Annotated in this window: 27 protein-coding genes; 13 read left to right on the top strand and 14 right to left on the bottom strand. The window is 68.5% G+C overall.

What is annotated here, in order from left to right; all coding sequences use genetic code 11:
* The first annotated feature begins 3 nt into the window (after positions 1-3).
* From ACFCV3_RS25170 to ACFCV3_RS25155, 4 genes are all read left to right on the top strand, one after another.
* On the top strand, positions 4-834 hold the full coding sequence (locus ACFCV3_RS25170) for a DUF72 domain-containing protein (RefSeq protein ID WP_376033692.1): 831 nt from the start codon (positions 4-6) through the stop codon (positions 832-834).
* Positions 835-1,064: 230 nt separating this feature from the next.
* Complete coding sequence (locus ACFCV3_RS25165; RefSeq protein WP_376033690.1) at positions 1,065-1,355, top strand: hypothetical protein; 291 nt, start codon at positions 1,065-1,067, stop codon at positions 1,353-1,355.
* Entirely contained in the window at positions 1,352-2,347 is a 996-nt protein-coding gene (locus ACFCV3_RS25160) for a hypothetical protein (RefSeq protein ID WP_376033689.1), read from the top strand. Before ACFCV3_RS25165 ends, ACFCV3_RS25160 begins: the two co-directional genes overlap by 4 nt.
* A gap of 237 nt (positions 2,348-2,584) precedes the next feature.
* On the top strand, positions 2,585-3,448 hold the full coding sequence (locus tag ACFCV3_RS25155) for a DUF4241 domain-containing protein (RefSeq protein WP_376033687.1): 864 nt from the start codon (positions 2,585-2,587) through the stop codon (positions 3,446-3,448).
* Here the strand turns inward: ACFCV3_RS25155 and ACFCV3_RS25150 are convergent.
* Positions 3,445-4,146 (bottom strand): SDR family oxidoreductase, encoded by a 702-nt coding sequence (locus tag ACFCV3_RS25150; protein ID WP_376033685.1) that lies wholly within the window; start codon positions 4,144-4,146, stop codon positions 3,445-3,447. The genes ACFCV3_RS25155 and ACFCV3_RS25150 overlap by 4 nt on opposite strands.
* Before the next feature lie 121 nt (positions 4,147-4,267).
* Between ACFCV3_RS25150 and ACFCV3_RS25145 the strand changes: the two genes are divergently transcribed.
* Complete coding sequence (locus tag ACFCV3_RS25145; RefSeq protein WP_376033683.1) at positions 4,268-5,197, top strand: cupin domain-containing protein; 930 nt, start codon at positions 4,268-4,270, stop codon at positions 5,195-5,197.
* 50 nt (positions 5,198-5,247) lie between these two features.
* A complete protein-coding gene (locus ACFCV3_RS25140; RefSeq protein ID WP_376033681.1) occupies positions 5,248-6,429 on the top strand; it encodes a M20 family metallopeptidase in 1,182 nt (393 codons plus the stop codon).
* Between the two features lie 40 nt (positions 6,430-6,469).
* Here ACFCV3_RS25140 and ACFCV3_RS25135 read toward each other — a convergent pair whose 3' ends face one another.
* Positions 6,470-7,885 carry a pre-peptidase C-terminal domain-containing protein gene (locus tag ACFCV3_RS25135; RefSeq protein WP_376033679.1) on the bottom strand — a complete coding sequence of 472 codons (1,416 nt, stop codon included), beginning with the start codon at positions 7,883-7,885 and terminating at the stop codon, positions 6,470-6,472.
* Positions 7,886-7,976: 91 nt separating this feature from the next.
* Complete coding sequence (locus tag ACFCV3_RS25130; RefSeq protein WP_376033677.1) at positions 7,977-9,416, bottom strand: pre-peptidase C-terminal domain-containing protein; 1,440 nt, start codon at positions 9,414-9,416, stop codon at positions 7,977-7,979.
* Between the two features lie 143 nt (positions 9,417-9,559).
* Here ACFCV3_RS25130 and ACFCV3_RS25125 point away from each other — a divergent pair, with 143 nt between their 5' ends.
* A complete protein-coding gene (locus tag ACFCV3_RS25125; RefSeq protein WP_376033675.1) occupies positions 9,560-9,997 on the top strand; it encodes a YciI family protein in 438 nt (145 codons plus the stop codon).
* On the opposite strand, the gene ACFCV3_RS25120 is transcribed toward ACFCV3_RS25125, so the two are convergent.
* The 3 genes from ACFCV3_RS25120 to ACFCV3_RS25110 all read right to left on the bottom strand — a co-directional run bounded on the left by ACFCV3_RS25120 (position 9,986) and on the right by ACFCV3_RS25110 (position 12,339).
* Entirely contained in the window at positions 9,986-11,089 is a 1,104-nt protein-coding gene (locus tag ACFCV3_RS25120; RefSeq protein ID WP_376033673.1) for a zinc-dependent alcohol dehydrogenase family protein, read from the bottom strand. The two genes, ACFCV3_RS25125 and ACFCV3_RS25120, sit on opposite strands and share 12 nt — an antisense overlap.
* Positions 11,086-11,502 carry an acyl-CoA thioesterase gene (locus ACFCV3_RS25115; RefSeq protein WP_376033671.1) on the bottom strand — a complete coding sequence of 139 codons (417 nt, stop codon included), beginning with the start codon at positions 11,500-11,502 and terminating at the stop codon, positions 11,086-11,088. Before ACFCV3_RS25115 ends, ACFCV3_RS25120 begins: the two co-directional genes overlap by 4 nt.
* A gap of 69 nt (positions 11,503-11,571) precedes the next feature.
* Positions 11,572-12,339, bottom strand: coding sequence for a glucose 1-dehydrogenase (locus tag ACFCV3_RS25110; RefSeq protein ID WP_376033670.1), 768 nt, complete (start codon positions 12,337-12,339; stop codon positions 11,572-11,574).
* A 112-nt stretch (positions 12,340-12,451) separates the two neighbouring features.
* Here ACFCV3_RS25110 and ACFCV3_RS25105 point away from each other — a divergent pair, with 112 nt between their 5' ends.
* On the top strand, positions 12,452-13,066 hold the full coding sequence (locus ACFCV3_RS25105) for a TetR/AcrR family transcriptional regulator C-terminal domain-containing protein (RefSeq protein ID WP_376033668.1): 615 nt from the start codon (positions 12,452-12,454) through the stop codon (positions 13,064-13,066).
* A gap of 9 nt (positions 13,067-13,075) precedes the next feature.
* Positions 13,076-14,413 (top strand): MFS transporter, encoded by a 1,338-nt coding sequence (locus ACFCV3_RS25100; protein ID WP_376033666.1) that lies wholly within the window; start codon positions 13,076-13,078, stop codon positions 14,411-14,413.
* On the opposite strand, the gene ACFCV3_RS25095 is transcribed toward ACFCV3_RS25100, so the two are convergent.
* The 4 genes from ACFCV3_RS25095 to ACFCV3_RS25080 all read right to left on the bottom strand — a co-directional run bounded on the left by ACFCV3_RS25095 (position 14,315) and on the right by ACFCV3_RS25080 (position 18,661).
* Positions 14,315-15,493 carry an ABC transporter permease gene (locus ACFCV3_RS25095; RefSeq protein ID WP_376034224.1) on the bottom strand — a complete coding sequence of 393 codons (1,179 nt, stop codon included), beginning with the start codon at positions 15,491-15,493 and terminating at the stop codon, positions 14,315-14,317. The genes ACFCV3_RS25100 and ACFCV3_RS25095 overlap by 99 nt on opposite strands.
* A gap of 107 nt (positions 15,494-15,600) precedes the next feature.
* Positions 15,601-16,293, bottom strand: coding sequence for an ABC transporter ATP-binding protein (locus tag ACFCV3_RS25090; RefSeq protein ID WP_376034222.1), 693 nt, complete (start codon positions 16,291-16,293; stop codon positions 15,601-15,603).
* Positions 16,294-16,307: 14 nt separating this feature from the next.
* On the bottom strand, positions 16,308-17,603 hold the full coding sequence (locus ACFCV3_RS25085; RefSeq protein WP_376033664.1) for a peptidoglycan-binding protein: 1,296 nt from the start codon (positions 17,601-17,603) through the stop codon (positions 16,308-16,310).
* Positions 17,600-18,661: a hypothetical protein gene (locus tag ACFCV3_RS25080; RefSeq protein WP_376033662.1), complete on the bottom strand. Its 1,062-nt coding sequence runs from the start codon at positions 18,659-18,661 to the stop codon at positions 17,600-17,602. The genes ACFCV3_RS25085 and ACFCV3_RS25080 overlap by 4 nt, the downstream gene beginning before the upstream one ends.
* A 113-nt stretch (positions 18,662-18,774) precedes the next feature.
* Here ACFCV3_RS25080 and ACFCV3_RS25075 point away from each other — a divergent pair, with 113 nt between their 5' ends.
* Together ACFCV3_RS25075 and ACFCV3_RS25070 are read left to right on the top strand one after the other, a co-directional pair.
* A complete protein-coding gene (locus ACFCV3_RS25075) occupies positions 18,775-19,473 on the top strand; it encodes a response regulator transcription factor (RefSeq protein WP_376033660.1) in 699 nt (232 codons plus the stop codon).
* The gene (locus ACFCV3_RS25070; RefSeq protein WP_376033658.1) at positions 19,463-21,373 is read left to right on the top strand and encodes a sensor histidine kinase; all 1,911 of its coding nucleotides are present in this window, start codon (positions 19,463-19,465) and stop codon (positions 21,371-21,373) included. The genes ACFCV3_RS25075 and ACFCV3_RS25070 overlap by 11 nt, the downstream gene beginning before the upstream one ends.
* On the opposite strand, the gene ACFCV3_RS25065 is transcribed toward ACFCV3_RS25070, so the two are convergent.
* Positions 21,345-22,307 carry a hypothetical protein gene (locus tag ACFCV3_RS25065; protein ID WP_376033656.1) on the bottom strand — a complete coding sequence of 321 codons (963 nt, stop codon included), beginning with the start codon at positions 22,305-22,307 and terminating at the stop codon, positions 21,345-21,347. The genes ACFCV3_RS25070 and ACFCV3_RS25065 overlap by 29 nt on opposite strands.
* A 164-nt stretch (positions 22,308-22,471) precedes the next feature.
* Here ACFCV3_RS25065 and ACFCV3_RS25060 point away from each other — a divergent pair, with 164 nt between their 5' ends.
* Both ACFCV3_RS25060 and ACFCV3_RS25055 read left to right on the top strand, forming a co-directional pair.
* Positions 22,472-22,897, top strand: coding sequence for an MmcQ/YjbR family DNA-binding protein (locus ACFCV3_RS25060; protein WP_376033654.1), 426 nt, complete (start codon positions 22,472-22,474; stop codon positions 22,895-22,897).
* The gene (locus ACFCV3_RS25055) at positions 22,894-23,445 is read left to right on the top strand and encodes a hypothetical protein (protein WP_376033652.1); all 552 of its coding nucleotides are present in this window, start codon (positions 22,894-22,896) and stop codon (positions 23,443-23,445) included. Before ACFCV3_RS25060 ends, ACFCV3_RS25055 begins: the two co-directional genes overlap by 4 nt.
* Here the strand turns inward: ACFCV3_RS25055 and ACFCV3_RS25050 are convergent.
* The 3 genes from ACFCV3_RS25050 to ACFCV3_RS25040 are packed head-to-tail and all read right to left on the bottom strand — an operon-like array spanning position 23,442 to position 25,791.
* Positions 23,442-24,386 (bottom strand): LLM class F420-dependent oxidoreductase, encoded by a 945-nt coding sequence (locus tag ACFCV3_RS25050; protein WP_376033650.1) that lies wholly within the window; start codon positions 24,384-24,386, stop codon positions 23,442-23,444. The two genes, ACFCV3_RS25055 and ACFCV3_RS25050, sit on opposite strands and share 4 nt — an antisense overlap.
* Entirely contained in the window at positions 24,386-25,135 is a 750-nt protein-coding gene (locus ACFCV3_RS25045; protein WP_376033648.1) for an SDR family oxidoreductase, read from the bottom strand. Before ACFCV3_RS25045 ends, ACFCV3_RS25050 begins: the two co-directional genes overlap by 1 nt.
* The gene (locus tag ACFCV3_RS25040) at positions 25,132-25,791 is read right to left on the bottom strand and encodes a histidine phosphatase family protein (protein WP_376033646.1); all 660 of its coding nucleotides are present in this window, start codon (positions 25,789-25,791) and stop codon (positions 25,132-25,134) included. The genes ACFCV3_RS25045 and ACFCV3_RS25040 overlap by 4 nt, the downstream gene beginning before the upstream one ends.

The raw sequence follows: 25,791 nt of genomic DNA, 5'->3' as shown, positions 1-25,791 counted from the left end.
TGAATGCGGCTCCACGTGGGATGTGCTCAGTGGACACATCCCGCGTGGCCGCAACCGGCCCGCTTGAAGCTCGCCGCGTACGCATCGTGGGTGAACGCGGTCGAAAGCAACACGACCTTCTACGGGATCCCCGCCCGCTCATCGGTCGAGAAGTGGGCGGCACAGACGCCGCCTGATTTCCGGTTCGTCGTGAAGCTGCCCCAGGTCATCACCCACGAACGCCGCCTCGGCAACATCGCCGCCGAGTTCTACGCCTTCGCTGCCGCGGTCGAGCCACTCGGCTCCCGCAACCACGCGATGTGGGTCCAGCTCCCGGCATCCTTCGCCCCTGGCGACCTGGGCACGCTAGCCGCCTTCCTGAACGGCGCTCCCCGCGAACACCGGTACGCCGTGGAGGTCCGGCACCCGGCCTTCTTCGACGACCCGCGCGTGGCTGCCCAGCTGGAACAGGTGCTGGCCCGCGCCGGAGCCGAATGGGTCCCCTTCGACACCGGCACCCTCTTCGGCCACCGCCCCACCAGCCTCGCCGAACGCGATGCCTGGATGAAGAAGCCCCGCGTGGCCCGCCGAACCACCGCCCTCACCGGCCACCCGATCGTCCGCTACATCGGCCGCGACTCCGTCTCCGAGACCGTCGACGGCTGGGCCTATCTCGTCGACCTCGTGCACACCTGGCTCACCGAAGGCCGCTCACCCACCATCTTTCTGCACACCCCCGACAACGCCGAAGCCCTCAACCTGGCCCGCCTCTTCCACCAAACCCTCCGCACCCGCCTACCTTCACTGGCCCCCCTCCCCGAGCCGGTCTCGCTAGAACCACCCACCCTCTTCTAACCCACCCCAACAGCATCACCCCGCGCCCCTCCTGAGCAGCACGACCGACAGGAGGTATCTCCCCGCGGCCCCTCGCCGACGACATCCCCCGCCTGGCCGATGCCCAGCGGCTCGCAGACCTCCTGTCCTTCGTGCTTGGCGGGGTTATCCACAGGTGGAAAGTTTGCTGCTGGGAGCGGGGTGAATCTCCGTATGTTCTCCGTCGAGATCCGACCTCGGAGGAGAACCCCATGGAGCACGTCGAGACCGCCCAGAACCCCGCAGTACCCTCAAGCACCGCCACTCCCCTGCAGGCCGGCAGAGCACAGGCGGGCGCACCGCGAAGCACGGCCGCACCTCTGCGGGCCGGCGCCCAGCCGGGCGCATCGCGGAGCACGGGCGCTGAGCATCGGGCTCGTGCGGAGTGGCTGGTGGGTGAGCTGCGGCGGATGGCGGCCGGCACCGACAACCCGACCGAGCGCGCCAACCTCCGACGTTCCGCCGACTCCCTCATCCGCCTCGCCACGGCGTACCGGCCATGAGCACCACGGCCCCCGCCACTCCCACCGCGCCCGCCTCGCTCGAGGAGCTCCTGCTGCGCAGCGGCCAGGCGGCACTCGCACTGTCCGGCGCTCACCACAGCGCCTGGAACGGTCAGATCGTCCAATCAACCGACGACATCCTCGGCCTCGCCCACTGGGACGGCACCCTCCACCTCGACCGCGAGTACATCCTCGACCCGCTCCGCGAGATGTACGCCCTGGCCGGGCAGAAGCACTCCATCGCCCACCTGGCCCGCTACCGCGAAGCCCTCGCCACGATCCTGCACGAGCACTCCCACTTCCTCGGCCCGGCCGGCGCCACCCAGGAAGCAGCCCGGGCCGCCTTCGTCCGCCCCGGGAGCCGCCAGCTGGAAGAAGGCGTCGCCGAAGCCTGGACCCAGTCCCACCTCGACGACTACCTCCACCACCTAGGCGTCGAGAAGGTTGCCCCCGGCATCGATTCCTTCCACACCAACGGCCACTACGCCCCCTACGTGACCGCCGCCCGGATGCTCACCACCGACATCGAAACCCGAGCCGACCTGACCCCCGGCACCGTCCTCACCGCCCTCAACAACCAAACCGCCGAGCACCAGGTCGACCTCCTCACCACCCTCTACTACAACTCCACCCGCCTCCCCGACCTCGAACCCTCCGGCCCCCGCACCCGAGACCACCTCGAGTCCATCCTCCGCACCGGCCTGGCCTCCCTCGACGCCCACCAACTCCTCCCCCACCCCCAAGCCACCGCCCGAGCCAAAGCCACCACCCAGTCCCTCCTCTCCCACCTCCACACCGAAATCACCCGAGCCGAGTCCCTCTACACCCACCACCACAAAGCCCTCACCGGCCTGCCGGCCCCCGCCGCCCACACGCCACCCACCGCCCACAACACGCCACCCACAACCCCACTGCCAGCAGCCCGAGACCGCGACCGCGACCGCCGTACCTTCGCAGCCGGTGCCGCTCAAGCAGTCACAGCACATCGGTAGACCAGCAGTTTCGTCCTGTTGACGATTGCCGGCGGCCGGTACCGTCGATCCGTGAACCAGGATGGCGTGCGTGCACGGGTCGAGGCCTTCGTATCCGACTTCCATGGGGCATGGGAGTAGGCAGGCAAGCCGCCGAGCTCCTTGGGCTCCGACTACGCGGTCGATGCGTGGAGAGGTGAGCTGGCGACGCTTGTCGGCGCTCATTTCACGGCCGGAGCCAGCACTGGCGAGGAGCACGTGCTCCGCGGGCGCGCGGCACACGATCCCGCCCTGGAGACCATCACCGAGGTGGAGGTCGAGACTGATCGGGCGACAGTGCGCTCGGTCAGCGGCGACGGTTCGATGCCGACCTATTACGAATACCGGCTTGTGCGCGATGACGGGCGGTGGCGGATCTGTCAGCTTCTCCAGTTTCTCGATCCACCAGGAGTCCCGCTGGTCGATCCCGCCGAGGCCGAGGCCATGCTGAGCTCGGCGAGCTTGGATGCTGCGCTGGCCGAGCTGCCCGCACACGTGGGGCTCGACGTGGCGAGTCTGTTCGCGCACGGGCGGCAGGTCGCCCTTTTCGGCGAAACGGTTTGGCTTGAGGTCGTCCATCTCGGTGAGGTGACCTGTGGGTCCGGGGTGCTGACCGTCCGGGACTTCGGCTACCGCGCTTTTGACCTCGCACCGCTGGCTCGCCGGTTGCCCGCCGGTACCTACCCTGTCGAGGTCTCCACAGCCGCGGGCACGAACGTCGCGCTGCGCCTGCTGATCTCCGCGGCGCCGGCAGTCACTTGGCACCCTGCCAAGGTGGCCGGGGAATCGAACATCATCGGGGTGGATGCCGGCAACGTGGCGATCCTCGATCTCGCGACGCTCGTGCGTTGCGACGCTCAGCGGGTCGAGGAGTTGTTTCAGGTGCATTCCCTGCGGCTTCTGGACGCTGCGGGCGCAGTGTTCAGTCTCACCGGCGACGTGGACGACGCGGTCATGGTGACGAGTGGCTACGGCGACGGCGCCTACCCGTGCTACTGGGGAGTGGCCGACGACGGCACGATCGCCTCGCTCGTCGTCGACTTCCTGGTGCTGGACGAAGACACGGCTCACGCGCGCGACTAGGCGAGGTCGGGGTATCTGGTGTGGACGTCGGCGGAGAGGGTGGCTTTGGTGGTGGCTGCTGCTTCGTCCACGAGGATTTCCAGCTGACCTTCTTCGAGGGCGTCGAGGGTAGTGCGGACCACGTCGGCGGGGTCGTTCTTCGGGACGTCCCAGGCGGCCATCATGTCGGTGTCGGTGGCTGCGAGGACGGCGGCGCTGACCTGGGTGCCTTGAGCGGCGAGTTCGAGGCGGGTGGTGTCGGTCAGGCTCCATTGGGCCGCCTTCGCGGCGGCGTAACCGCCGGCGCCGGCGAAACCTAGCCAGGACAGGACCGAGAGGACGTTGAGGATGGTGCCACCGCCGTTGGCGGCGAGGACGGGGGCGAAGGCGCGGGTCATCGACAGGGTGCCGAAGAAGTGGGTTTCGAGTTCACGACGGATGACCTCGAGATCGCCGGTGATCAGCGACTGCGGCGCGGCGATGCCCGCGTTGTTGATCAGGAGGTCGACGTCGCCGGCGGCGCGGGCCGCGGCGGCGACTGCCGCTGGGTCGGTGATGTCGAGTGGGAGCACCTCGACGCCGGGGAGGTCGATCTGCTCCGGGTTGCGGGCGGTGGCGTAGACCTTCGTCGCGCCGCGCTCCAGCAGTTCGGCGGCGAAGTGCCGGCCGAGGCCACGGTTGGCGCCGGTGATCAGGGCGGTGCTTCCGGACAGTTTCACTGTGTTGCTCCTGGTACGTCGTGGTTGGTGAAACCACCGTAGGAAGCATCCACTGCACCACACGATGATCGTTCGACGCAGATTCATACCCGTCTGGTGCAAGCGAGCTAGGGTTGAGGTCGTGGATCTGCTTGCGGAAATGCTGGCTGTCGGAGGGGTGCGGGGCGCGCTCGGCGCCCGGATCGAGGGCGCCGAACCCTGGTCGCTGAACTGGACCGACATCCCCGGCGCTGTGTTCTACGCGCTGACGAGCGGGGCGGCCTGGCTCGGCGTGCCGGGTCACGAACCCCTGCAGCTCCTGCCGGGTGACGTCGTACTGCTGCCGACCGGTGCCGACCACGTGATCAGCAGCGCACCCCGCGTCCTAACTCCGAAGAAGTGCGATTCGGAGGCTGCCGCCCATGCCCGGCTCACCGGTGAGGTCCTGCGGTTCGGGACCGGCGAGGTCCAGAGCCGCCTGCTCGCCGCCACCTACTCGCACGATCCGGCCGTCCTGACGCAGGTGCTGGCGCGACTGCCGCAGGTCGTCCATCTCTCCGCCGACACGAACGGCAACTGCCTCGACGACTCCGCGAAGCTGCTCGCCCGCGAGCTGGCCTATCCGCAGCTCGGGTCGGCGGTCGTCCTCGATCGGCTGGTCGACATCCTGCTGGTCCAGTTCCTGAGGGTGTGGTTGAGCCGTCGGCCGGAGGAGACCAAGGAGACCTGGCTCGGGGTGCTCGACGATCCGCTGCTGACCGCCGCGCTGACCAAGCTGCATGCGGATCCCGCCCACCCGTGGACCACCGAGCTGCTCGCGGCTGAGCTCGGCGTCTCCCGCGCGACCCTGACCCGCCGCTTCGTCGCCACGACCGGCCAGGCACCAGGCGCCTACCTGACGCAATGGCGGATGGACCTTGCCGCCCGCCGCCTGCGTGACACCGACGACACCCTCGATACCGTCGCCCGCTCGGTCGGCTACACGTCGGCGTACGCGTTCAGCCGGGCGTTCAGCCGGGCCCGCGGGCAGGCACCGGGGCGCTACCGGGTCACCGCCCGAGTGGCCGCCTGACGGGGGTACGGTGGCGGGCTCCGGTGTCCGCGAGGTGTGGAGGTACGGCGATGGAGCTGGTACGCGAGAGTGACGAGTACGCCGCGGGGATGGTCGAGTTGCGGCGTGAGCTGCACCGGGATCCCGAGGTAGGACTCGTCTTACCGCGGACTCAGGCGCGGGTGCTGGATGCGGTCGCCGGGTTGCCGTTGGAGATCTCGACCGGGCGCGAGGTGTCGTCGGTGGTCGGGGTTCTCAGAGGTGCGCGGCCGGGGCCGACTGTTCTGTTGCGTGGGGATATGGATGCGCTGCCGGTGGTGGAGGAGACCGGGCTGGAGTATGCATCCGAGAACGGGAACATGCATGCCTGCGGTCATGATCTGCACACGGCCGGGCTGGTGGGTGCTGCGCAGTTGCTGAGTGCGCATCGCGAAGAGCTCAGTGGGAACGTCGTCTTCATGTTCCAGCCGGGTGAGGAAGGGCTGGGTGGTGCGGGGTACATGCTGCGGGAGGGCCTGCTGCAGGCGAGCGGGGAGACGCCGATGGCGGCGTACGCCGTACATGTGTGGGGGCTGGCGGCCAAGGGGCTGTTCGAGACTCGGCCGGGGACGATGATGGCCGGTTCCAATCAGCTGCATGTCACTGTGCACGGGCGTGGTGGGCATGGGTCAACGCCGCATACGACGGCGGATCCGGTGCCGGTCGTGGCGGAGCTGGTGTCGGCGTTGCAGACGTATGTGACCCGGCGGGTCAGCGTGTTCGACCCGGTGGTCATCACGGTCACGCAGTTGTCGGCCGGCGTGGCGATCAACGTGATCCCGAACTCGGCCAAGCTCGGTGCAACGGTGCGGACGCTCTCGAACGAGACCTTCGAGCAGCTGAGCCACGAGCTGCCTGCGCTGGCGGAGTCGATCGCCAAGGCGCACGGGTGCACGGTCGATGCGGCGCTCAACCTGCAGTACCCGGTGACGATCAACGACGCCGACCGCACGCAGCATGCGATCAGCGAGCTCAGCACGCTCTTCGGTCCGGAGCACGTGCGGGTGGCGCCCAATTCGCAGATGGGGGCCGAGGACTTCTCGATGGTGCTGCAGGAGGTGCCCGGCACGTTCATCATGCTCGGTGCGCGCCCCGACGACGTACCGGCGGACGAGGCGCCGTCCAATCACTCGAGCATCGTCCGCTTCGATGATGACGTGCTGCCGATGCAGGCCGCCGCACTTGCTCAGCTGGCGGTTTCGCACCTGACCTGACCTGCGGCCGACCCGCGCAAGCTGGCCGGCCGCAGGCGTTTCAGGACGTGGCGAGCTTGACGGTGTAGGCGCCGCGGCTGCCGTACGTCGTGTAGCCCGTGCTCAGCGGGTCGCCGTAGCCGACGTTGTCGATGCGCACGTAGTACGTACCGGCCGCGAGATTCGCGGTGACGCTGGAGCTCAGGCCGGTCGGAGTTGCGGCGTCGGTCTGGCCCGAAGCCGGGTCAGCCGAGGCGACAACAGCGCCGGCGCTGTTCAGCAGGTCCAGCTTGATGTCGAGGTTTCCACCGAAGGCCGCGGCGTTCGCGGTTGCCGTGTAGTTGCCTGCAGCACTGACCGTGACCTTGTAGACATCGGTGTCGGTCTCGGTGCCGACGTACCCGGTGACCGCCGTACCGACTGTCAGGGCAGCTGCGGCGGCCGTGGTGTCACCGGCGTCGTCCGCACGCGCGGCGAGACCGTGAGTGCCGACGACGGCGTAGTCGTCTTCCTTGTTGTTGGCGTCGGCGTACTCGCCCTTGCTCCACTGGCTGATCCCGCGGTAGTACCCGACGCCCATGATCGGCGCCCAGGCCCCGTGGCCCTGGTAGTAGCCGACGGACGAGGTGCCGTCGTGGCCCAGGCCGACGTTGTGGCCGGCTTCGTGCGACGCGGCCTCGGCGAGGTTCTTCGCGCCGGTGCCGACACCCTTCGTGAAGACCAGCGCCGGCTGGTAGTAGTCGTGCTGGCTGCTGTTGTCGTAGACCCCGACGTAAGCGACGCCACCACAACCACAGCCGGACTGGTACCAGTCGTCCGGGTCGATGAGCACCCGCGTCCCGTACTGCGCATCGGACGCACCGGACCGGTCGATCGCCGACTGCGGCGGCGCCTGCGTGGTGACGTCGACGTCGAAGCTGGCGTAGTCCTCCGCAACCCGCGCCCATACATCGCGTACGACGTCCTGCTCGGCAGTGCTGTAGTTCGCCGGATCGCCATCGGTGTCGTACGCCGAGACGTTCACCGTGGCGGGCTTACCGCCGGTGTTCCACGCCGTACCGGTGATGGTGTGACCGTCGAAGTCCAGGTAGATCACGCGGTTCGAACCAGGCTTGCTGTGCAGCTCGAACGCCGGACCGGTCGCGGCCTCGACGGACTCGGTGGCCCAGCGCGGTGAGGCCTCTTCGGACTTCTGCGCCGGGGTGAGCTGCGGCTCGCGGTAGAACAACCGGCTGTTGGTGTCGAGCCAGGCGGTTTTGTCAGTCGCGAGAATCCGCTGCAGCTGATCGGTGGGCAGTCCGTTGGTCGCGGCCACCTCGGCCAGCCTGCTCTGAACCTGCGCCAGTGCTTGGACACCCGGTGTGGGTTGTCCGAGCAGTTGTGCGTCGGCGCGGGAGCCGGCTCCGATGGCCAGGCCTCCGAACACGACTGCGCCGGTGCACGCGAGCGCACCGGTACGACGGAGTTGCTTCCTCACTGAGGTCCTCCAGGGGTCGGGCGGTTGATCCCCCCAGAACCCCGGGGCCGTCGATCTCGGTGGGAACGACGGCCCCGGGTTGCTTCTGGTACTACCCGGCAGTCACACGCACCGTGTACGCGCCACGGCTCCCGTACGTGGAGTAGCCGGTGTTCAGCGGGCTGGCGTAGCCAACGTTGTCGACCCGCACGTAGTAGCGGCCCGCGGCGACCTGACGGCTGATGCTTGCGCTCAGACCGGTCGGGGTCGCCGAGTTCGACTGTCCGGCGGCCGGGTCGGCGGTGACGACGACATTGCCGGCCGAGTCGAGCAGCTGGAGCTTGATGTCCAGGTCCCCACCGGACGTGGCCGCGAAGTTGAACGTGCCTGCGGCCAGGTCGATCCGGAAGACGTCGACGTCGGAGTCACTGGCGTAGACGCCGGAGACTGCAGTGCCGAGCGTCAGCGCGGTGGCGTTGCTCGTCGCGTTGCCGTGCTCGTCGGTGCGCAGCGCGAGCCCGTTCTGGCCGACGACCGCGAAGTCGTCTTCCTTGTTGTTGGCACCCGAGTACTCGCCCTTGCTCCACTGGCTGATCGCCTTGGAGTAGCCGACACCCATGATCGGGGCCCAGGCGCCGTGGCCCGTGTAGTACCCGACCGACGCCGTACCGTCGTGGCTCAGGCCCAGGTTGTGCCCGGCCTCGTGAGACGCGGCCTCGGCGATGTTCTTCGCGCCGGTGCCGACGCCCTTGGTGAAGACCAGGGCGGGCTGGTAGTACGAGTGCCGGCTGGTGCTGTCGTACACACCGACGTACGCGACACCACCGCAGCCACAGCCCGACTGATACCAGGTCGTCGGGTCGATAAGCACGCGTGTGCCGTACTGCTGATCGGTCGAACCAGAGCGGGTGATCGCGGACTCGGGCGGTGCCTGCGTGGTGACGTCCACGTCGAACGGCGCGTAGTCCTCGGCGACCCGGGCCCAGACATCGCGTACGACGTCCTGTTCAGCCGTGCTCCAGGTAGCGGTGTTGCCGTTGGTGTCGTACGGCGTGACGTTCACCGTGGCGGGCTTGCCGCCGGTGTTCCACGCCGTACCCGAGATCGTGTGACCATCGAAGTCCAGGTAGATCACGCGGTTCGAACCAGGTTTGCTGTGCAGCTCGAACGCCGGGCCGGTCGCCGCAGCGACTGCCTTGGTGGCCCAGCGGGGCGAGGCGGCGGGCGCTGCCTTCGCGCCGGTGGTCGGCTCGCGGAAGAACAGCTTGCCGTCGCGGTCGAGCCAGCTGGTCTTGTCGGTGGCCAGGATCTGCTGCAGCTTGGCAGCGGCGATGCCGTTGCGGTCGGCAAGCTCTGTGAGCCGGGACTGGACGCGGCCGAGTGCGGCCTTGCCCTGAAGCTCCTTGCCGAGCAACTGGTCGATCGGGGCGGGGATGGGGGCGGGGGCGGACTGCTGGGCGTCGGCCGAGTTACCGGCGACGACGGCCAGGGCGCCGAAGGCTACGGCGCCGGCGCCGACCATGGCACCGATGCGGCGGGGGCGGGTGTGCATAAAGGGGGTCCTCCTCAGGGACTCCGCGTGTCTCACTTGACATACGCCTCACGAGCGGTGGGCGAGGACGCACTGTGCGTAGCCTGCCCGATGGGTTGCCTCGGTGTATACATTTTCCGCGGGATTTAACGTTTGATAAGCGCATGCGATACGTGATGATGATGCGGGCGAGCGCTGGTTCCGAGGCGTGGGAGCAGCCGAGTGAGCAGAGCCTGAACGAGATGACTCAGGTGATGGCCGAGATGGCCGAGAAGGGCGTGCTGCTCGCAGGTGAGGGGCTACTGCCGAGCTCGGAAGGCTTCCGCCTGGTGCCCGACGGCGGTAAGGCGCGCGTGGTCGACGGGCCGTTCGCCGAGACCAAGGAACTGATCGCCGGTTTCTGCCTGATCGAGGTCGCGTCCCGCGAGGAGGCCCTGATGTGGGCCGAGCGCTGCTTCGCCGCGGATCACGGGAACACCTCCGGGATCGAGCTCCGCCGGGTCGCCACGGCTGACGACTTCGGCGACAACTTCACGCCGGAAGCGCGAGCACGTGAGGCGAACACGTTCGCCGTACTGGACGCTCGACGGTCAGAGGACTAGCACCTGGCGTATCGACGTACCGGCGGCGAGGGTGTCGAAGGCTTCGTTGAGGTTGGCGAGGCCGACGGTTGCGGTGAGCAAGCGGTCCACCGGGAGGCGGCCGGCCTGGTAGAGCGCGATGTAGCGCGGGATGTCGCGGCTGGGGATCGCTGAGCCGAGGTAGGAGCCCTTCACTGTGCGTTCCTCGGCTACCAGGCTGACTGCGGGGATGCTGAACGACTGCGACGGGTGCGGCAGACCGACCGTGACGGTGGTCCCGCCGCGGCGGGTGGCGGCGTACGCCTGCTCGAGCACCTTGCCGCTACCGACCGTCTCAAACGCGTAGTCGGCTCCACCGGACGTAGCGTCGCGCACATCCTCAACTGCACCCGGCCCGGCCAGGACTGTGTGAGTGGCACCGAGAGAGCGGGCCAGCTCCAGCTTCTCCGGTACGACGTCCACGGCGACTAGCGGATGCGCACCGACCAGCACGGCACCCAGCAGCGCGGACAACCCGACACCGCCCAGTCCGAACACCACGGCACTCCGGCCGGCTCGGACCTGCGCGGTGTTCACCACTGCGCCCACACCTGTCATCACCGCACAGCCGAAGAGCGCTGCGATCTCCGGAGGCAGTTCCGGGTCGATCTTCACTGCGGACCGTGCGGACACCACCGCGTGGTCCGCGAACCCGGATACGCCGAGATGGTGGTGCACTCCGTCCAGGCGCCGTACGCCGGACAGCAGCGTGCCGGCCGTGTTCGCAGCCGCACCGGGCTCGCACAGCGCGGCCCTGCCCTCAGCACACGGACCGCACTCACCACACGCGGGGACGAACGCAAAAGCGACAGCGTCACCCACTGCGAAGCCAGGAGCCTCTGACTGAACCACCTCACCCGTCGCTTCGTGGCCGAGCAGCATCGGCATCACTCGCGGCCGAGAGCCGTCAATCACGGACAGGTCCGAATGACACAGCCCGGCGGCGCGGATCCGCACCAGCAGCTCACCTGGCCCAGGTGGTGCCAGCTCGACCTCTTCGATCCGCAGCGGCCGCGACTCGGCGTACGGCTTGGGTAGACCCATCTCCCGCAGTACGGCGCCGCGCACGATCATCCGGTGATCCCCTCCAACGCCTCCCGGATACGGTCCGGAATCGGCACTGGCCGCCGCTCCTCCCGATCCACGAACACATGCACGAACCGCCCGGTCGCAGCAGGCTGCTCAGTACCTTCCCGGAACAGCCCGATGTCGTAACGCACACTCGAGTTCCCCAGCTGGCTGACCCGCAACCCCGCATCGACCACGCCGGGAAACTCCAGCGACGCCTTGAACGTGCACTGCGAGTCCACGCACAGCCCGATCACCGCACCACCGTGGATGTCCAGCCCGCCCACCCGGATCAGGAAGTCGTTGATCACCGTGTCGAAGAAGCTGTAGTACTCGACGTTGTTCACATGCCCGTACACGTCGTTGTCCTTCCACCGCAGCGTGATCGGCAGAAAGTGCGGAAACCCGGACCGGTCCATCCCGCCAGGCTACGTTGCGTCAGTCCCGCCAGAGCCCAACCCGATTGCCTTCCACGGACTATCTGATGATCAGTACTTGAGGGCTGGGCCTAGTAGCAAGCCGCCGTCTACGACCAGTTCGGTGCCGGTGACGAAGGCGGCATCGGGAGCGGTGAGGAAGAGCAGGGCGCGGGTGATCTCGTCGGGTGCTGCCAGCCGGGGGATGGCGAACGGGTCGGGTGAGTAGAGCTCGGCGATCGGCTGGGCGCCGGGGGCTGCGGGCTCGTGGATGAAGGGGGTGGATGCGACTCCGGGGTGGAGGGAGTTGACGCGGATGTTGTCGCGGCCGAGTTCCAGGGCGGCTGATCGGGTCAGGCCGCGGATCGCCCACTTACTGGCGACGTACGGCGCGTAGTACGGGGAACCGACGTTCGCCATGGTTGAGGCGACGTTCACGATCGAGCCGCCGCCGGCTCGGCGGAGTGAAGGCGTGAACGCGCGGATGCCGAGGAACTGACCGGTGACGTTGATCGCGAAGGTGCGTTCCCAGGTCTCGATCGCGGTGTCCTCGATGGTGGCCGGGCCGTGCTGGATGCCGGCGTTGTTGACCAGGATCGAGACGGGCCCGAAGGCGGATTCGGCGGCGTCCACGGCGTTGGCCCAGTCGTCGGGGTTGCGGACGTCGAGGGGGACGAAGTGAGCGCGTTCGCCGAGTTCGGCGGCCAGCGCGGTGCCGGCGTCGCGACGCCGGCCGGTCAGGACGACCCAGGCGCCCTCGGCGTAGTAGGCGCGGGCGTGGCTGGCGCCGAGGCCGCCGGTCGCGCCGGTGATGACAACGGTCTGATTCTCGAATCGCACGGCGGAACTCCTGATGACTGAATGGTGAGTCGAGTGACTCACCTCGCAAAAGTACCCAGGACCTGAGAGGTGAGTCAAGCGACTCAGCTCGGACCATGACATGATCGGTCGCATGACGCCCTCGGCGTACCACCAGCAGCTGGCCGCGGCGAAGCGGACGGCGCTCGTCGAGGCGGCCACCGACCTGTTCCTGCGGTCCGGGTACGACAAGACCTCGCTGGCCGCGATCGCGGCAGCGGCCGGGGTGTCGAAGGCGACGCTCTTCAAGCAGTTCCCGACCAAGGCCGCCCTGTTCGAGGCCATGGTGACCGACTTCTGGCGCCTCGACGAGCCGGCCGCCGAGCTGCCACCGGTCGGCGATCTCGCCGCCGGGCTGACCGTCCTCGGACGCCGGTACGTCGACCTGCTCACCGATCCGCGGATGGTCGCCCTGTTCCGGATCGTGATCGCGGAGGCGCCGCGGTTCCCCGAGCTCGGGCAGACCCAGTTCCGGCTCGGCAAGGCGCCGTTCTTCGACTCGGTCCGGCGCTACCTCGAGGCCGAGCACGCGGCCGGCGGCGTCCAGGTGGCGGATCCGACCATGGCGGCCAGCCAGTTCCTCGGGATGATCGCGGACTTCGTGTTCTGGCCGCGGATGCTGCTGGTCGACTGGGATCCCGGCGCGGCGAAGACCACCGACGTACTGGCCGAGGCCGTGGCGACGATGCGGGCGCGCTACCAGGGTTAGGGTGCAGGCGTGCGGTTCATCCGGGATCTCGGGACGTTGTTGCGGCGGCGGGATTTCCGGCGGCTGTTCGCGGTGCGGCTGACGTCGCAGTTCGGCGACGGGGTGTTCCAGGTCGCGCTGGCGTCGTACGTGTTGTTCTCGCCGGAGCGGGCGCCGGATGCGGCGGCGATCGCGGGGCTGTTCGCGGTGGCATTGCTGCCGTATTCGGTGCTGGGACCGTTCACCGGGGTGTTGCTGGATCGGTGGTCGCGGCGGCAGATCCTGTTCGGGGCGAACCTGACCCGGGCGGCGCTGGTGTGCGTGGTCGGCGTGATCGTTGCAGCGGGCAACGCCGGGGTGCCGTTCTATCTCGGGGTGTTGCTGACGCTCGGCGTGAACCGGTTCCTGCTGTCCGGGCTTTCGGCCGGTCTGCCGCACGTGGTCGAGCGGGACGAGCTGGTGATGGCGAACGCCGTCACCCCGACCTCCGGTACGGCGTCCTTCCTGATCGGCGGCGGAGTCGGAGCCGGGGTCAAACTCCTGGTCGACTCGGATCTCGCCGTACTCGGACTGACAGTGCTTGTGTACGTCGGTGCTGCCCTGCTCGCACTGCGGTTGGGCCGGAACCAGCTCGGGCCGGACCTGCAGGGTGACGAACCCGGTCTGGTCGAGGCGATTCGGACGATCGCGAAGGGGCTGGTGGACGGCGGCAGGCATCTGCGGGAACGGCGGCAAGCCGCGCTCGGGCTGGCGGCGATCGGGTCGCTGCGGTTCTTCTTCGGGCTGATCACGGTCGCGATGATCCTGCTCTACCGCAACTACTTCTACGGGCCGGATCGCCTCGACGAGGCCTTCGGTGCGCTGGCGATCGCGACCGGGATGGTCGGGGCCGGCATCTTCGCGGCCGCTCTCGTCACGCCGTGGGCGACGCGGGCGATGTCGTTGCGGCGGTGGATCACGGTGCTGTTCGCGGCCGCCGCGGTGGTGACCGCCGTACCGGTCGGGTTCTTCACGCAACCGGCGCTGATCGTCGGTGCATTCCTGACCGGGTTCTGCGCGCAGGGTGTGAAGATCAGCGTCGACACTCTCGTCCAGACGGGGGTCGACGATGTCTTCCGGGGCCGGGTCTTCTCGCTCTACGACATGATCTTCAATGTCGGGCAGGTCTCCGCCGCCGCACTCGGCGCGGTGATCCTGCCCGACAGCGGGAAGTCCTATCCGGTACTGGCCTTCATCGTGCTCGGTTTCGCCGTCACCGCGGTGCTCTACTCACGCGCCGCGCAGCGCGGTGATCGGCTGGATGGCGGAGGCCTTCCAGGCGGGGTAGGTCCCGGCGATCAGGCCGATGACCGCGCCCAGCAAGGGTGATCCGAACGCCAGTTTGTTGTCCAGGATCGGCGTCCAGCTGTTCGCGAACGACACTCCGACGGTGAGCAGTACGCCGACCGCTGTACCGAGTAGTCCACCGAGCAGTCCGACGATCACGCTCTCGACCAGGAACTGCGCGGCGATGTGTCGTCGCGCGGCGCCCAGGGCTCGGCGCAGGCCTATCTCGCCGATCCGTTCGAGGACCGAGAGCAGCGTGACGTTGGCGATGCCGAGGCCGCCGACGAGCAGCGCGACCGCACCGAGCAGCAGGAACAGCGCGTTCAGGTCCGACTCGACGCCCTTGCGGACGGCGCCCTGCTTCGGCGGCGCGTCGACCTTGAGCTTGCTCGGGTCGTTCGGCTGGATCGCCTTCGGGGCCTGACCGGCGATCAGTTGTGCCGCGCCGACCGCGGTCCGGATCTCGATCGCGTCCGGCGACTTCAGGTCGTACGCCGCCTTGGCCGTCCCGTTCGGCATGATCACCGCGTCGTTGAGCTCGGCGCGGCCGGAGACCGAGTCGAGGATGCCGATCACGGTGTACGCCTCGTCGCCGATGAAGATGGCCGGCGCGGAGTCGACCCGGTTGATCCCCAGTCGCTCGGCGGCATGCTTGCCGAGGACAACCACCCTGTCACCGCGCTGGTCGTGCCCGGCGTCGAAGAACCGCCCGGTCTTCAGTACGGCGCGGATCGCGTCGAACAGTCCGGCCGAACCGGACATCACCGTCAGCGCCTTACCCTCACCACCGTTCAGCCCAGCCACGTTGCTGACCAGGTCGTCGCCGACGTCGAGCGCACTCACGGTGCCAACCGCGTCGACACCGTTCAGCCGCCCGAGGCGGTCAGGCGCATCCCACGGCAGCTCAGTAGCCGCCTCACCTTCCTGCCCGTTGTTCTCCTCCGGCTCCACGACAACCCGGGTCGCCTGCGCCAGATCAAACTTCTGACTGATCTGCCCGGCGGCCGTCTGCCCGAGCCCAACCGTCCCCACCAGAGCCGCCACCCCAAGCACAGTCCCAAGAGTCGTCAGAATCAGCCGAGTAGGCCGAGCCGCAACCCCCGCCAAAGCCTCGTCCAACACATCCCGCACCGCCGGCCTCGAGCGTCGCGGCGTGGCCCCTCGCCGCCGCGACGCCCGAGGAGTGGACGGCCCGCCGGTGGGAGAGGCCGGGGGGCCTGCTGGTGGGGTCACCATTGGAGGGTCCCGTCGACGATGCGGACGCGGCGTTGGGCGCGTTCGCTGACGTGGTCGTCGTGGGTGATGACGGCCAGTGTCATGCCGCCGCGGTGGAGTTCGTCGAACAGTTCGAGGATGGCCTCGGCGTTGACGCTGTCCAGGTTGCCGGTGGGTTCGTCGGCCAGCAGGAGGCTCGGTTCGGCGACCAGGGCGCGGGCGATGGCGACGCGTTGGCGTTCGCCGCCGGACAGCGTGGTCGGGCCGAAGTCCATCCGGTGCGAGAGGCCGACGCGTTCCAGCGCGACCCGCGCCCGGGCCATCCGCTCGCGGCGCGGGACTCCGACGTACACCATCGAGAGTGCGACGTTCTCGAGCACGGTCCGGTGGGCGAGCAGGTGGAACGACTGGAAGACGAAGCCGATCCGCTCACCCCGCAGTACGGCGCGTCGCCGTTCCTTCAGGCTCATCGTGTCCACGCCGTCGAGGCGGTAGACCCCGCCGCTCGGGTTGTCCAGCAGCCCGAGCAGGTGCAGCAGCGTGGACTTGCCGGAGCCGGACGGTCCGACGATCGACAGGTACTCGCCCTGCCGGATCGTCAGGTCGACGTCCCGGATCGCCTCGACCTCGGGCGGCCCGGGGAAGACCCGCCGGACGCCGATCATCTCGACGACCGGCGCCGGGAGCGCGACCGCCACCGGCGACATCTCGATCGCCGCGCTCATTTTCCGACCACGACCTGGTCGGTCTCGTCGAGCTTGGCGTCACCGGTCGGCGTGACCGCGGCGTATCCGTCGGCCGTCAGCCCGACCTTGACCGGGACGAGCTCGGTCTTCCCGTTCCGCACAACCTCGACGCGCGAGCCGCCGTCCGATCCGGCCGAGAGCGCCGCGACCGGCACGGTGAGCACCTTGCCGTTCGTGCTCTTCACCGGGATCGTCACCTTCACGTTCGCGTCCCGGAGTTGTTCGAGCTGCTTCGGGGTGAGCTTGTCCGGGCCGACCACGACGTCGTACGACTCGCCCTTGCGGGTCAGCCGCTTCACCTTCGCCTTCACCGTCGAGCCGTCGCCGAGAGTCAGCTCGGCCACCATCCCGGCCTTCAGGTGCTCGGCCGAGGCGGCGTCCACCTTGACCGTGACGACCAGGGCCGCGCCGCTGGCCGACATCACCGCGCCACTCGCCGTACCGCCGCGCTCGACGTTCACCTTGTCGACCCGGCGCGGCAGCGACTTCACGTAGACGATCTCCGAGACCGGCAGCGGCGTCTCAGCCTTCAGCTCGGCCTCGTCCTGAGCCTCACGGGCGTCCTCGAGGGCCTCCTTGGCATCCGTGACCGCGCCTTTCTGGACGGTCAGATCCGGGGCCTTCGCCTTCTTCGCCTGAGCCAGCTGGGACTGCGCCTGCCGGAGTGCCTTCTTCGCCATGTCCGTGCTCTTCTTCGCCTGGTCGACCGCATCCTTCAGCTGCTGGTCCGCCTCGGGCGCGTCGTACCCGGCCTTCTCGTACAGCTCCCGTACGGCGCTCGCCGTACCACCGTCGTACTTGCCGTCGACGCTGCCCGGATCGAACCCGAGCCGGTCCAGCGTCTTCTCCAGCTGCAGTACGTCGGGACCCTTGCTGCCCGGCGTGAGTGTCCGGTACATCGGCAGTACGCCGGCCAGCGCGATCACCGGCCGCCCGACGATCTCGAGCAGTGCCTTGGCCTCGGTGATGGTCGAGCCGACCCCCGGCACCTTCCCGGTCACGATCGCCGGCGTGGTCAGGCCGCTGGTCTCGACCCGGATGTTCACCGCTCCGTCGAACGACGCGTCACCACGACCGACCACCTTGCTGGCCAGCGCCTTCTTCTCGACCGGGACCGTGATCTGGGATGCCTTCGGCGCGGCGGTCTTGGCGGCCGCGTCCTCCGGCGAGGTGATCCGGGCACCGGCCACGACGCCGACCCCGAGCGAGGTCGCCGCGAGCGCGGCCACCCCGACCAGGATCTGCCGCCGCGACTTGGGTCCTGCGGTCACCGGTTCGCCATTCCGTCGCGGTACGCCTCGAGCTCGGCCTTGTGCTGGGCGACGAACTCCTTCTCCAGTTCGTACTGCACGGTCTTGAACTGGCTGTCGTACGCCTTGGCCTTGCACTTCTGGTCGGCCACGGCCAGCTCGGTCTCGGCCTTGCGCAGCTCACCGAGCTTCGCGGCATCGACCTTGTCGAACGACGGCGGTCCGCCGATCGTGACGCTCGGGCCGTCGGCCTTACCCGGTCCCTCGGGTTTGGTCCCGGTCAGTTCGTCCAGCTTCTTCTGGATCGACGACCGCGGGTCGTCGATCTTGGTGAAACCGGAGTGACCGGCGTCGGCCAGGCAGTCGGACCAGCCTTTGGTCGCGTCGATCACCCGCTGGTCGTTCTCGACCCGCTTGCCCAGTGCCTCCAGGTCCTTGAACAGCGCGTCGTACTTCTTGAAGTCCTCCTGGTTCTTCGACGGGTCGCCGTACGCCTCGGTGAAGGCCTTGCCCCGGCAGCCGGGGTCCTGCGGCTTGCCGGGTGCGCCCACCGGGCCGCCCGAGATGACCGCGCCGTTGGCGCCGCCCTTGCCGTTCAGCGCCTCGTCGTAGGACTTCTGCGCCGACTTGGACAGCGCGTCGCGGATCTTCTTGTTCGGGTCGTTCGCGTCGTCCTCGGCACCGGCCTTCGACCAGTCGATGGTGCTGATCCCGTAGCCGTACTGCTCGGCGAACTTGTCCGGCGGCAGGTCGAAGGCCTCGGCGAACTTGCTCTTCGACTTCTGCTCCGGCGGGACCGCGACGTAGTCGAACCCAGCGGTCTTCATACAGCTGACGATCGAGTCCTCGACCTTGCGCTGTTTGGCCAGATCCTCCTCGGTCTGTTCCCCACTGCCACCGACCCGGGTCGCGCGCATCATTCCGCCACCGGAGCTGATGAACCCGTCGCCCATGTACTCCGCCAGCGGGCTCTTGTCGCTCTTGTTGTCGCCGGCAACCGGCGTCTTGTCCTGGTTGTTCCCGCAGGCTGCCAGCGCCAGAACGGCCAGGGCGGCAAGTGCGGTCCGTGAGGTTCTCATGGCAGTGGAGCGTGCCGTCCGGGCTGTGAAGAACCTGTGAAGGACCGGTTTGCACTCGATGCTCTCAGTCGATCTTCATCGGATTCTCATGATGTTGCCGCACATTAGGGGACATGCCTGCCCGGATCCTGGTCGCCGAAGACGACGTGAAGCAGGCGGAGCTGATCCGGCGGTACCTCGAGCGGGAGGGCCATCTGACCGTCGTCGTGCACGACGGGCGGGCCGCCATCGACGAGGCCCGCCGGCGGCGCCCCGACCTGCTCGTACTCGACGTGATGATGCCGAAGGTGGACGGGCTGGACGTCTGCCGGGTGCTCCGAGCCGACGGCGGTGACAACGCGGGAGTCCCGATCATCATGCTGACCGCGCGGTCCACCGAGGACGATCTGCTGCTCGGGCTGGACCTCGGCGCGGACGACTACCTGACCAAGCCGTACAACCCGCGCGAGCTGGTGGCCCGGGTCCGGACGGTACTGCGGCGGACCCGGATCCGGGGCGAGGGCGAGGTGTACCGGGTCGGCGGGCTCGAGATCGACCCGGCCCGGCACGAGGTCCGGCTGACCGGTGAGCTGGTCGAGGTGACACCGGCCGAGTTCAAGATCCTCGCCTGCCTGGCCGCGTCGCCCGGGCGGGCGTTCTCCCGGCAGCAGTTGCTGGAGCACGCGTTCGGCTTCGACCACTACGTGTTCGACCGGACGATCGACGTACACGTGATGAACCTGCGGAAGAAGTTCGGTGGTTCGACGTACCTGAAGACGGTGTACGGCGTGGGCTACAAGCTGACCGACAAGGTGGTGTCCGATGCGTCGTAGTCTGTTGTTCCGGTTCCTGGGTCTGTCCCTGGCGGTCGCGCTCGGGGCGGTCGTCGCGACCGCCGTGATCGCGTCGTACAGCACCACCGAGCAATTGCAGGGTGAGTTGCAGGAGAACGCCGGCCAGCTCGAGGTCGACGGCCGGATCTACGGCGAGCTGAGCACCTACGCGCTCAACCACGCCGGCTGGGCCGGTGTCGACAAAGAGGTCCGTCGACTCGCCGACGATCTCGGTCGCCGGATCGCCCTGACCAAGCCGGACGGCACGGTGATCGCGGACTCGGCCCGGGTCCTCGGCGCCGCGCCCGAGCTCCCCTCGGTGCCCGCGGCAACCATCGACGCCCGCAACGAAGGCGGGCTCGCCTTCACCGGTGCCATCCGGTCGTACTCCTCCGGGCCCATGCCTGTTGCCGGCACGGCGATGCAGACCACGTTGGCCAGGACGGCGACCTTCCCGCTCACCTACAGCTGGGGGCTGACCGCGGTGGAGCAGGAGCAACGCAAGGTCCTCGCCGAGCAGGCCAGCCGATGCCTCGCGGCGCAGGGAATCAAGTCGGATGTCTCGGTCACCGATGGTGCTCCGATGGTGGCACTCGAGGCCGAAAACATCGACGGGGTCACCGTGCGGCAGGTCTGGAGACCTTCCGCGAACCTGGCGACATTCGAAGGCGCCGGAGCCGCGGCCGGCGGCGAGGCATCCCCCAATGCCGCCGACCGCTGCGTGCCGAAGGGGTTGTACGCGCCGAGCGCCAAGGCGAAGCTGGTCAACGACGACGAAGTCCGGCGCGCCTCAGCCTGCCTGACGGCAGCCAACATTCCGTTCACGACTCTGACCAGCGACGGCCTGCGCGCGGTCACGCCGAAGGATCAGAACACGGTCCCCGCGGAGTTCTTCGAGTGCAGCACCCAGGCCCGGTCGCAGGCGATCGCGCCGTACGTGGCGCCTGCGGCGAAGCTCTATCTCGGCTCGAAGAGTACGTTCAACGTGTTCTCCGGGGAGGGGATGTTGCGTACGGCGGCTACTGCGCTCGGCGTGATGCTGATCGCGGCCCTGGTGATGTTGCTGACCGGTCGTCGGCTCGTCCGGCCGATCGTCGCACTGACCGGTGCGGCGCAGCGGATGCGGAACGGCGACCACGCGGCCCGAGTGCCGGTGACCGGTAAGGACGAGGTCGCGCGACTCGGGCACGCGTTCAATGCGATGGCCGAATCGATCCAGCGCAGCGACTTCCAGCGGAAGGCCATGGTGAGTGATGTCGCCCATGAACTCCGAACCCCCTTGGCCAATATCAAGGGCTACCTGGTCGCGTCGGAGGACGGCGTCGTACCGCTCGACGGAGAGCTCGTCACGTCGCTGCTGGAGGAGACCGGCCTGCTCGAACACCTCGTCGCCGACCTGCAGGACCTCGCCCTGGCTGACGCCGGCATGCTCCGCCTGCACCCGGCCCCGCGGGACCTGAGCGAGCTCGCCCAGCAGGTCGTCCTGGCGCATCGCCCGGCCGCCGAGACCGCCGGTGTCACCCTGACCGCGAATGTCCCGGCCGAGGCCGTCGTCTCGATCGACAGCGCCCGGATGCGCCAGGCCCTCGGCAACCTCGTCTCTAACGCGATCCGCTACACCCCGACCGGCGGCACCATCGTCGTCGGCGTCCGCCGCGTCGACGACGGCTACAACCTCACCGTCACCGACAACGGCGCGGGCATCGCCGAGGAACACCTCCCGCACCTGTTCGACCGCTTCTACCGCGCCGAACAGTCCCGCAGCCGCTCCACCGGCGGCAGCGGCCTGGGTCTCGCCATCACCAAACACCTGGCCGAAGCCCACCACGGCCGCATCACCGTCACCAGCAAACTGGGCGAGGGCTCGGTCTTCACCCTGTGGCTTCCGCTAGGTACTTGAGCGGGATCTCAGCCCGCGCGCGGATCTCCACGGGGTCCGCGTGCGGGATCAACCGCACCCAGGACACGAGCCGATGCACCCGCTCCAGCGCTTCGGTCGCCACGAGGTCGGCGCGCAGATCTCCCCAGTGCGCGAGATAGACGTCGTACAACTCCTCTCGGTCCGCCTCCCGCAGCGGCGCGCCGGTCCACTCGACAACCGAGGCGAGGAAGCTGTGCAGCGACACGAACGGGTGTCCCCAGATCGCATTGCCGAAGTCGAAGAACCGCGGTCCGGCGGCGAAGATGTTCGCGGCGTACACGTCGTTGAGCTCCAGATCGACATCGCTCAGGTGTGCGAGCCGCCGATCCAGTACGTCGGCCGCCGCCTCGGCCCGCCGTAGCTCGCCGGCCCCGATCCAGAGCGGATGCGCGTGCGGCAACCTCGCCCAATCCCGAGCAATCGCCCGCACCCGATCACCCGCCTCGCCAGGCGTCATCGTCACCATTCCGGGCAGCACCTCAAGACGTCCGTGTACGGCGCGTTGCAGCCGGGCCAGCGCACGCACCACCCTGCACCGCGTGGCCTGATCGGCGATGTCGGCCCGGGTGAGCGTCGGACCGTGATCGGGCGCGAGCAGCCACCCCCGTTCCCGGTCGACCGCGAGGGGCCGGATCACCGCGTCTGGTGCGAGCTTCGCCAGCGCGGCGACCAGCTCGGCCTCGAACCGATGCCCCGGGTTGTTCTCCTTGAACCACACCGGCCCGTCGGTCGTCGGATAGCACCGGGTCACCGACCAGAGCCGCGCCCGATAGGTGACCGGCGCACCGATGATCCGCGCGCCCAACTGCTCAGCCACCCAGGCGTCGACCATGCGGTTCCATTCGGGCGACAGCCAACGCCGTACCCACTGCCCGTCCGCATCCGGGCCGAGCGGTCGCGCAGCAGGCAGCATGCGCGGGACGCTACAGCCGGCCGCCGACATCGACAGACCAGTTCGCGTGGGTGGGCACCCCCTACGGAGGGCTTGAACAGGTTATTACTTGTCTCGGCCCACCGGTTCCTGTTCACACCCCGGCAACTGACCCGCATCAACGCGGTGCGTCCTACGATCGGGGCATGAGCGGTCGAGGGCGGCGGGCGCGGGTGGCGGATGTGCACGCGGTGGCACGCGGGATGCCGCATGTGACGGTTTGGGAGCGGGAGGACGGGACGGACCGGCCGGTGTATCAGATCGGCGGCAAGTCGTTCGTATTCTTCCGGACGGCTCGGCCTGATGCCGTCGATCCGGAGACCGGGGAGAAGTACGACGACGTGATCATGATCTGGACCGAGTCCGAGGACGAGAAGCTGGCGCTGGTGTCGGACGAGTCGACGCCCTTCTTCAGTACGCCGCACTTCGACGGGCACCCGTCAGTGCTGGTCCGGGCGAGCCGGATCGGGGAGCTCAGCAAGCAGGAGCTGACCGAGATCATCCAGGACGCCTGGTTGTCCCGGGCGTCGAACCGGCGGGCCACCACGTGGCTCAAGGAGCATCGCCTGTGAGCTACCAGCCGCCGGGCGGGATCGCCGCGCCCGACTACGGACAACGACCGCCTCGGAAGAGCCGCGCCGGCCTGTTCATCGTGCTGATGCTGGTGCTGCTGGTCGCGCTCCTGGTCTCGTTCGCCGTCATCGCCACCCAGGTGTTCACCGGCCTGAGATCAGCCGACCCGTCGCCCGTACCGTCCTTCGCCCCGGCGAGTTCACCGACCCCCAAGAAACCCACGAAGCCCGGCACGACGAAACCGGCGTCGACCGCCGATCAGGTGGCCGAGCAGTTCGTGGTCCGACTGAACCTGAATGATCTGAAAGGTGCAGCTGCGCTCGGCTGTGCGGACACCACGCAGCCCATGTCAGTGCTGATCGGGCAGTTCGTTCGGTCACCGACCCTGCTGACCGTGAGCAAGACTTCAGTCAGCAGTGCGGGCCCGATCGCGGTATACGCACTCAGCGGCCGCACGAAGGGCGCCGAGGTCGGCGGAAGCCTTGTGTTGCAGGTTGCCGGCGGTCCACCCTGCGTGAAGGTGTTCGGCCTCCACCCATCCCGCTAGGGCGCCAGGGCTCGGGCTGTTTCGATCAGGCTGGTGCCGGTGGGCAACGAGGCGATGATGGGGGTGTCGAGGCCGTTGGCCACGTAGCGGTTGATGTGGTCGCGGCACTGATCGGCCGTGCCGTGGACGATCAACGAGTCCAGGACCTCGATCGGTACGGCGGCCATCGCGGCATTGCGGTCGCCCGCGGCCCACGCCTCGCGCATCGGCTTCATCGCGGGTCCGCGACCGAGCCAGTCGTGGAAGGCGGCGTACCCGGGGACCGTCAGATAGGTGGCGATCAGGAAGCGGCCGATGTTGCGCGCCATCTCGGCGTCCTCGGTGACGCAGACGAAGATCCGCGCCGCCAGCTCCTTGTCCGGACCGAGCTCGGCGCGAACCTGGCGGACGTCATCCGCCGACAGCCAGTTGGTGATCGCACCATCGGCCTCACGCGCAGCCAGCCGAAGCATCTGCGGACGCAGCGCAGCGAGCATCAACGCCGGCGGTACGTCGGGCGCCTTCTCCAGCCGGAACCGGCTGATCGTGAAACTGTCGAACGTCCCGTCCACCTTCTCCCCCGCGAACGCCTGCCGCAGGAACCGCAGTACGTCGCGAGTCCGCGCGTACGGCGGGTCGTACGCGATCCCGTTCCACCCAGTCACGATGGTTTCCGACGAGGCCCCGATCCCGAGCACGAATCGCCCCGGCGCCAAGTCGGCCAACGCCGCTGCACTCATCGCGAGCGCAGCCGGGCCGCGCGTGTGGACCGGTACGACGGCCGTCCCCAACCGCAACTGGTCGTCCCACTCGGACGCCAGCACCAGCGGCGTGAACGCATCCGCACCGGCCACCTCGGCCGACCACAGATCCGTGTACCCCAGCGACGCAAGCTCGCCGATCAGCGGTTTGTGGTCCCGCAACGGCACCCCGGTCAATGGAACGGTCAGACCCCAGCGCATCAGATCAACTTCCTCAGGATCGGCAACGGCGCAGCCTTCATGAACCGGGCGAGCGGCGCCCACGGCCAGGCCGGGACATACGCGACCGCCTTCTCGGCCTCGATCGCGGCAACCATCGAGCGGACACCCGGGACGGTGTCGACGATCAGCGGCGTGTTCTGCACCTTCTCGTTCAGCGCGGTCCGGATGTAGCCGGGAGAGATCGTGCTGATCGTGATCGGCTTGTTGAGCATCTCCATCCGCAGCCCCTCCGCCAGCGAGGAGACGCCGGCCTTCGCGGCGGCGTACGCGGTGATCGTCTTCGGCAGGCCGCGGAGTGCGGCGGCGGAGGCGATGAAAACCAGGTGGCCGGCGTTGCGGGCGCGGAAGAGTTCCATCGCGGCCTCGGCCTGGGTGAACGCGGCCACGAAGTTCGTCATCAGGGTCTCGCGGTTCACCTCAGGCCGGCCGGTACCGACGGGTGCACCCTTGCCGATCCCGGCGTTCACGATGATCCGGTCGAGTTGTCCGTGCGCCTTGTCGGCCTCGCGGAAGACGGTGAACACCTGCTCGTCATCGGTGACGTCGAGCTTGTGGATGGTGATGGTGAGCCCGGGATGCCGACCGAGGAACTCGTCGCGGAGGACGGCCAGCCGATCCTCGCGGCGCGCGGTCAACGCGAGGTTGTAGCCCTTGGCGGCGAACTGCCGCGCCATCTCCTCGCCGAGTCCGGCGCTCGCGCCGGTGATCAAGATGCTGTTCCGTCTCATCGGTACGTGAGCTCCTGCTTGTCGAGGTGGCCGTGCTCGTTGTAGCTGACCACAGTCAGTCCGCTGCGGCCGGACACGACTTTCGTGATGGCAGTGTTGATGGTGACCGGGTTCAGCTTGGCCCACAGGCCGTCGCCCCCGGACAGCAGCCGGCTCACCACGGCCGCGATCGGACCGCCCGAGGTGAACACCAGTGCAGTCTCGCCCTTGCCCAGCCGCCCGGCAGTACGCCGTACTGCCTCGTCGGAGCGATCGCAGAACGCCTGGAAGGTCTCGGTGTAGCCGTCACCGCCGTTGACCCACCGGTCGGTCGCCGCGGTGAACATCTCCTGGAACGCCCGCTTCGGGTTCCCACGACGCGCCAGGTCGGCGAGCAGCACGGCCCGGACCTTGTACGCCGGTTTGTGCGCGACGATCACCTGGTCGTGGTCGAACTCGTCGTACCCCTGGTCGACCTCGGGACCGAATCCCGCCAGCTCGGCCGTCTGCGCATGCCGGTGCATCGACCCGGAGATCACCAGATCCGGCTGCACGCCACGCGCCCGCAAGGTGTTGCCAAGAGCAACTGCCTGCTGCTCGCCGAGCTCCGAGAGCTTGTCGTAGTCGCGCGCCCCGAACGACGCCTGAGCATGCCGGACCAGGTAGATGACCGCCAC

The organism is Kribbella sp. NPDC056345 (assembly GCF_042262745.1).
Lineage (GTDB): Bacteria > Actinomycetota > Actinomycetes > Propionibacteriales > Kribbellaceae > Kribbella.
This window is presented reverse-complemented; position numbering and strand designations above follow the sequence as displayed.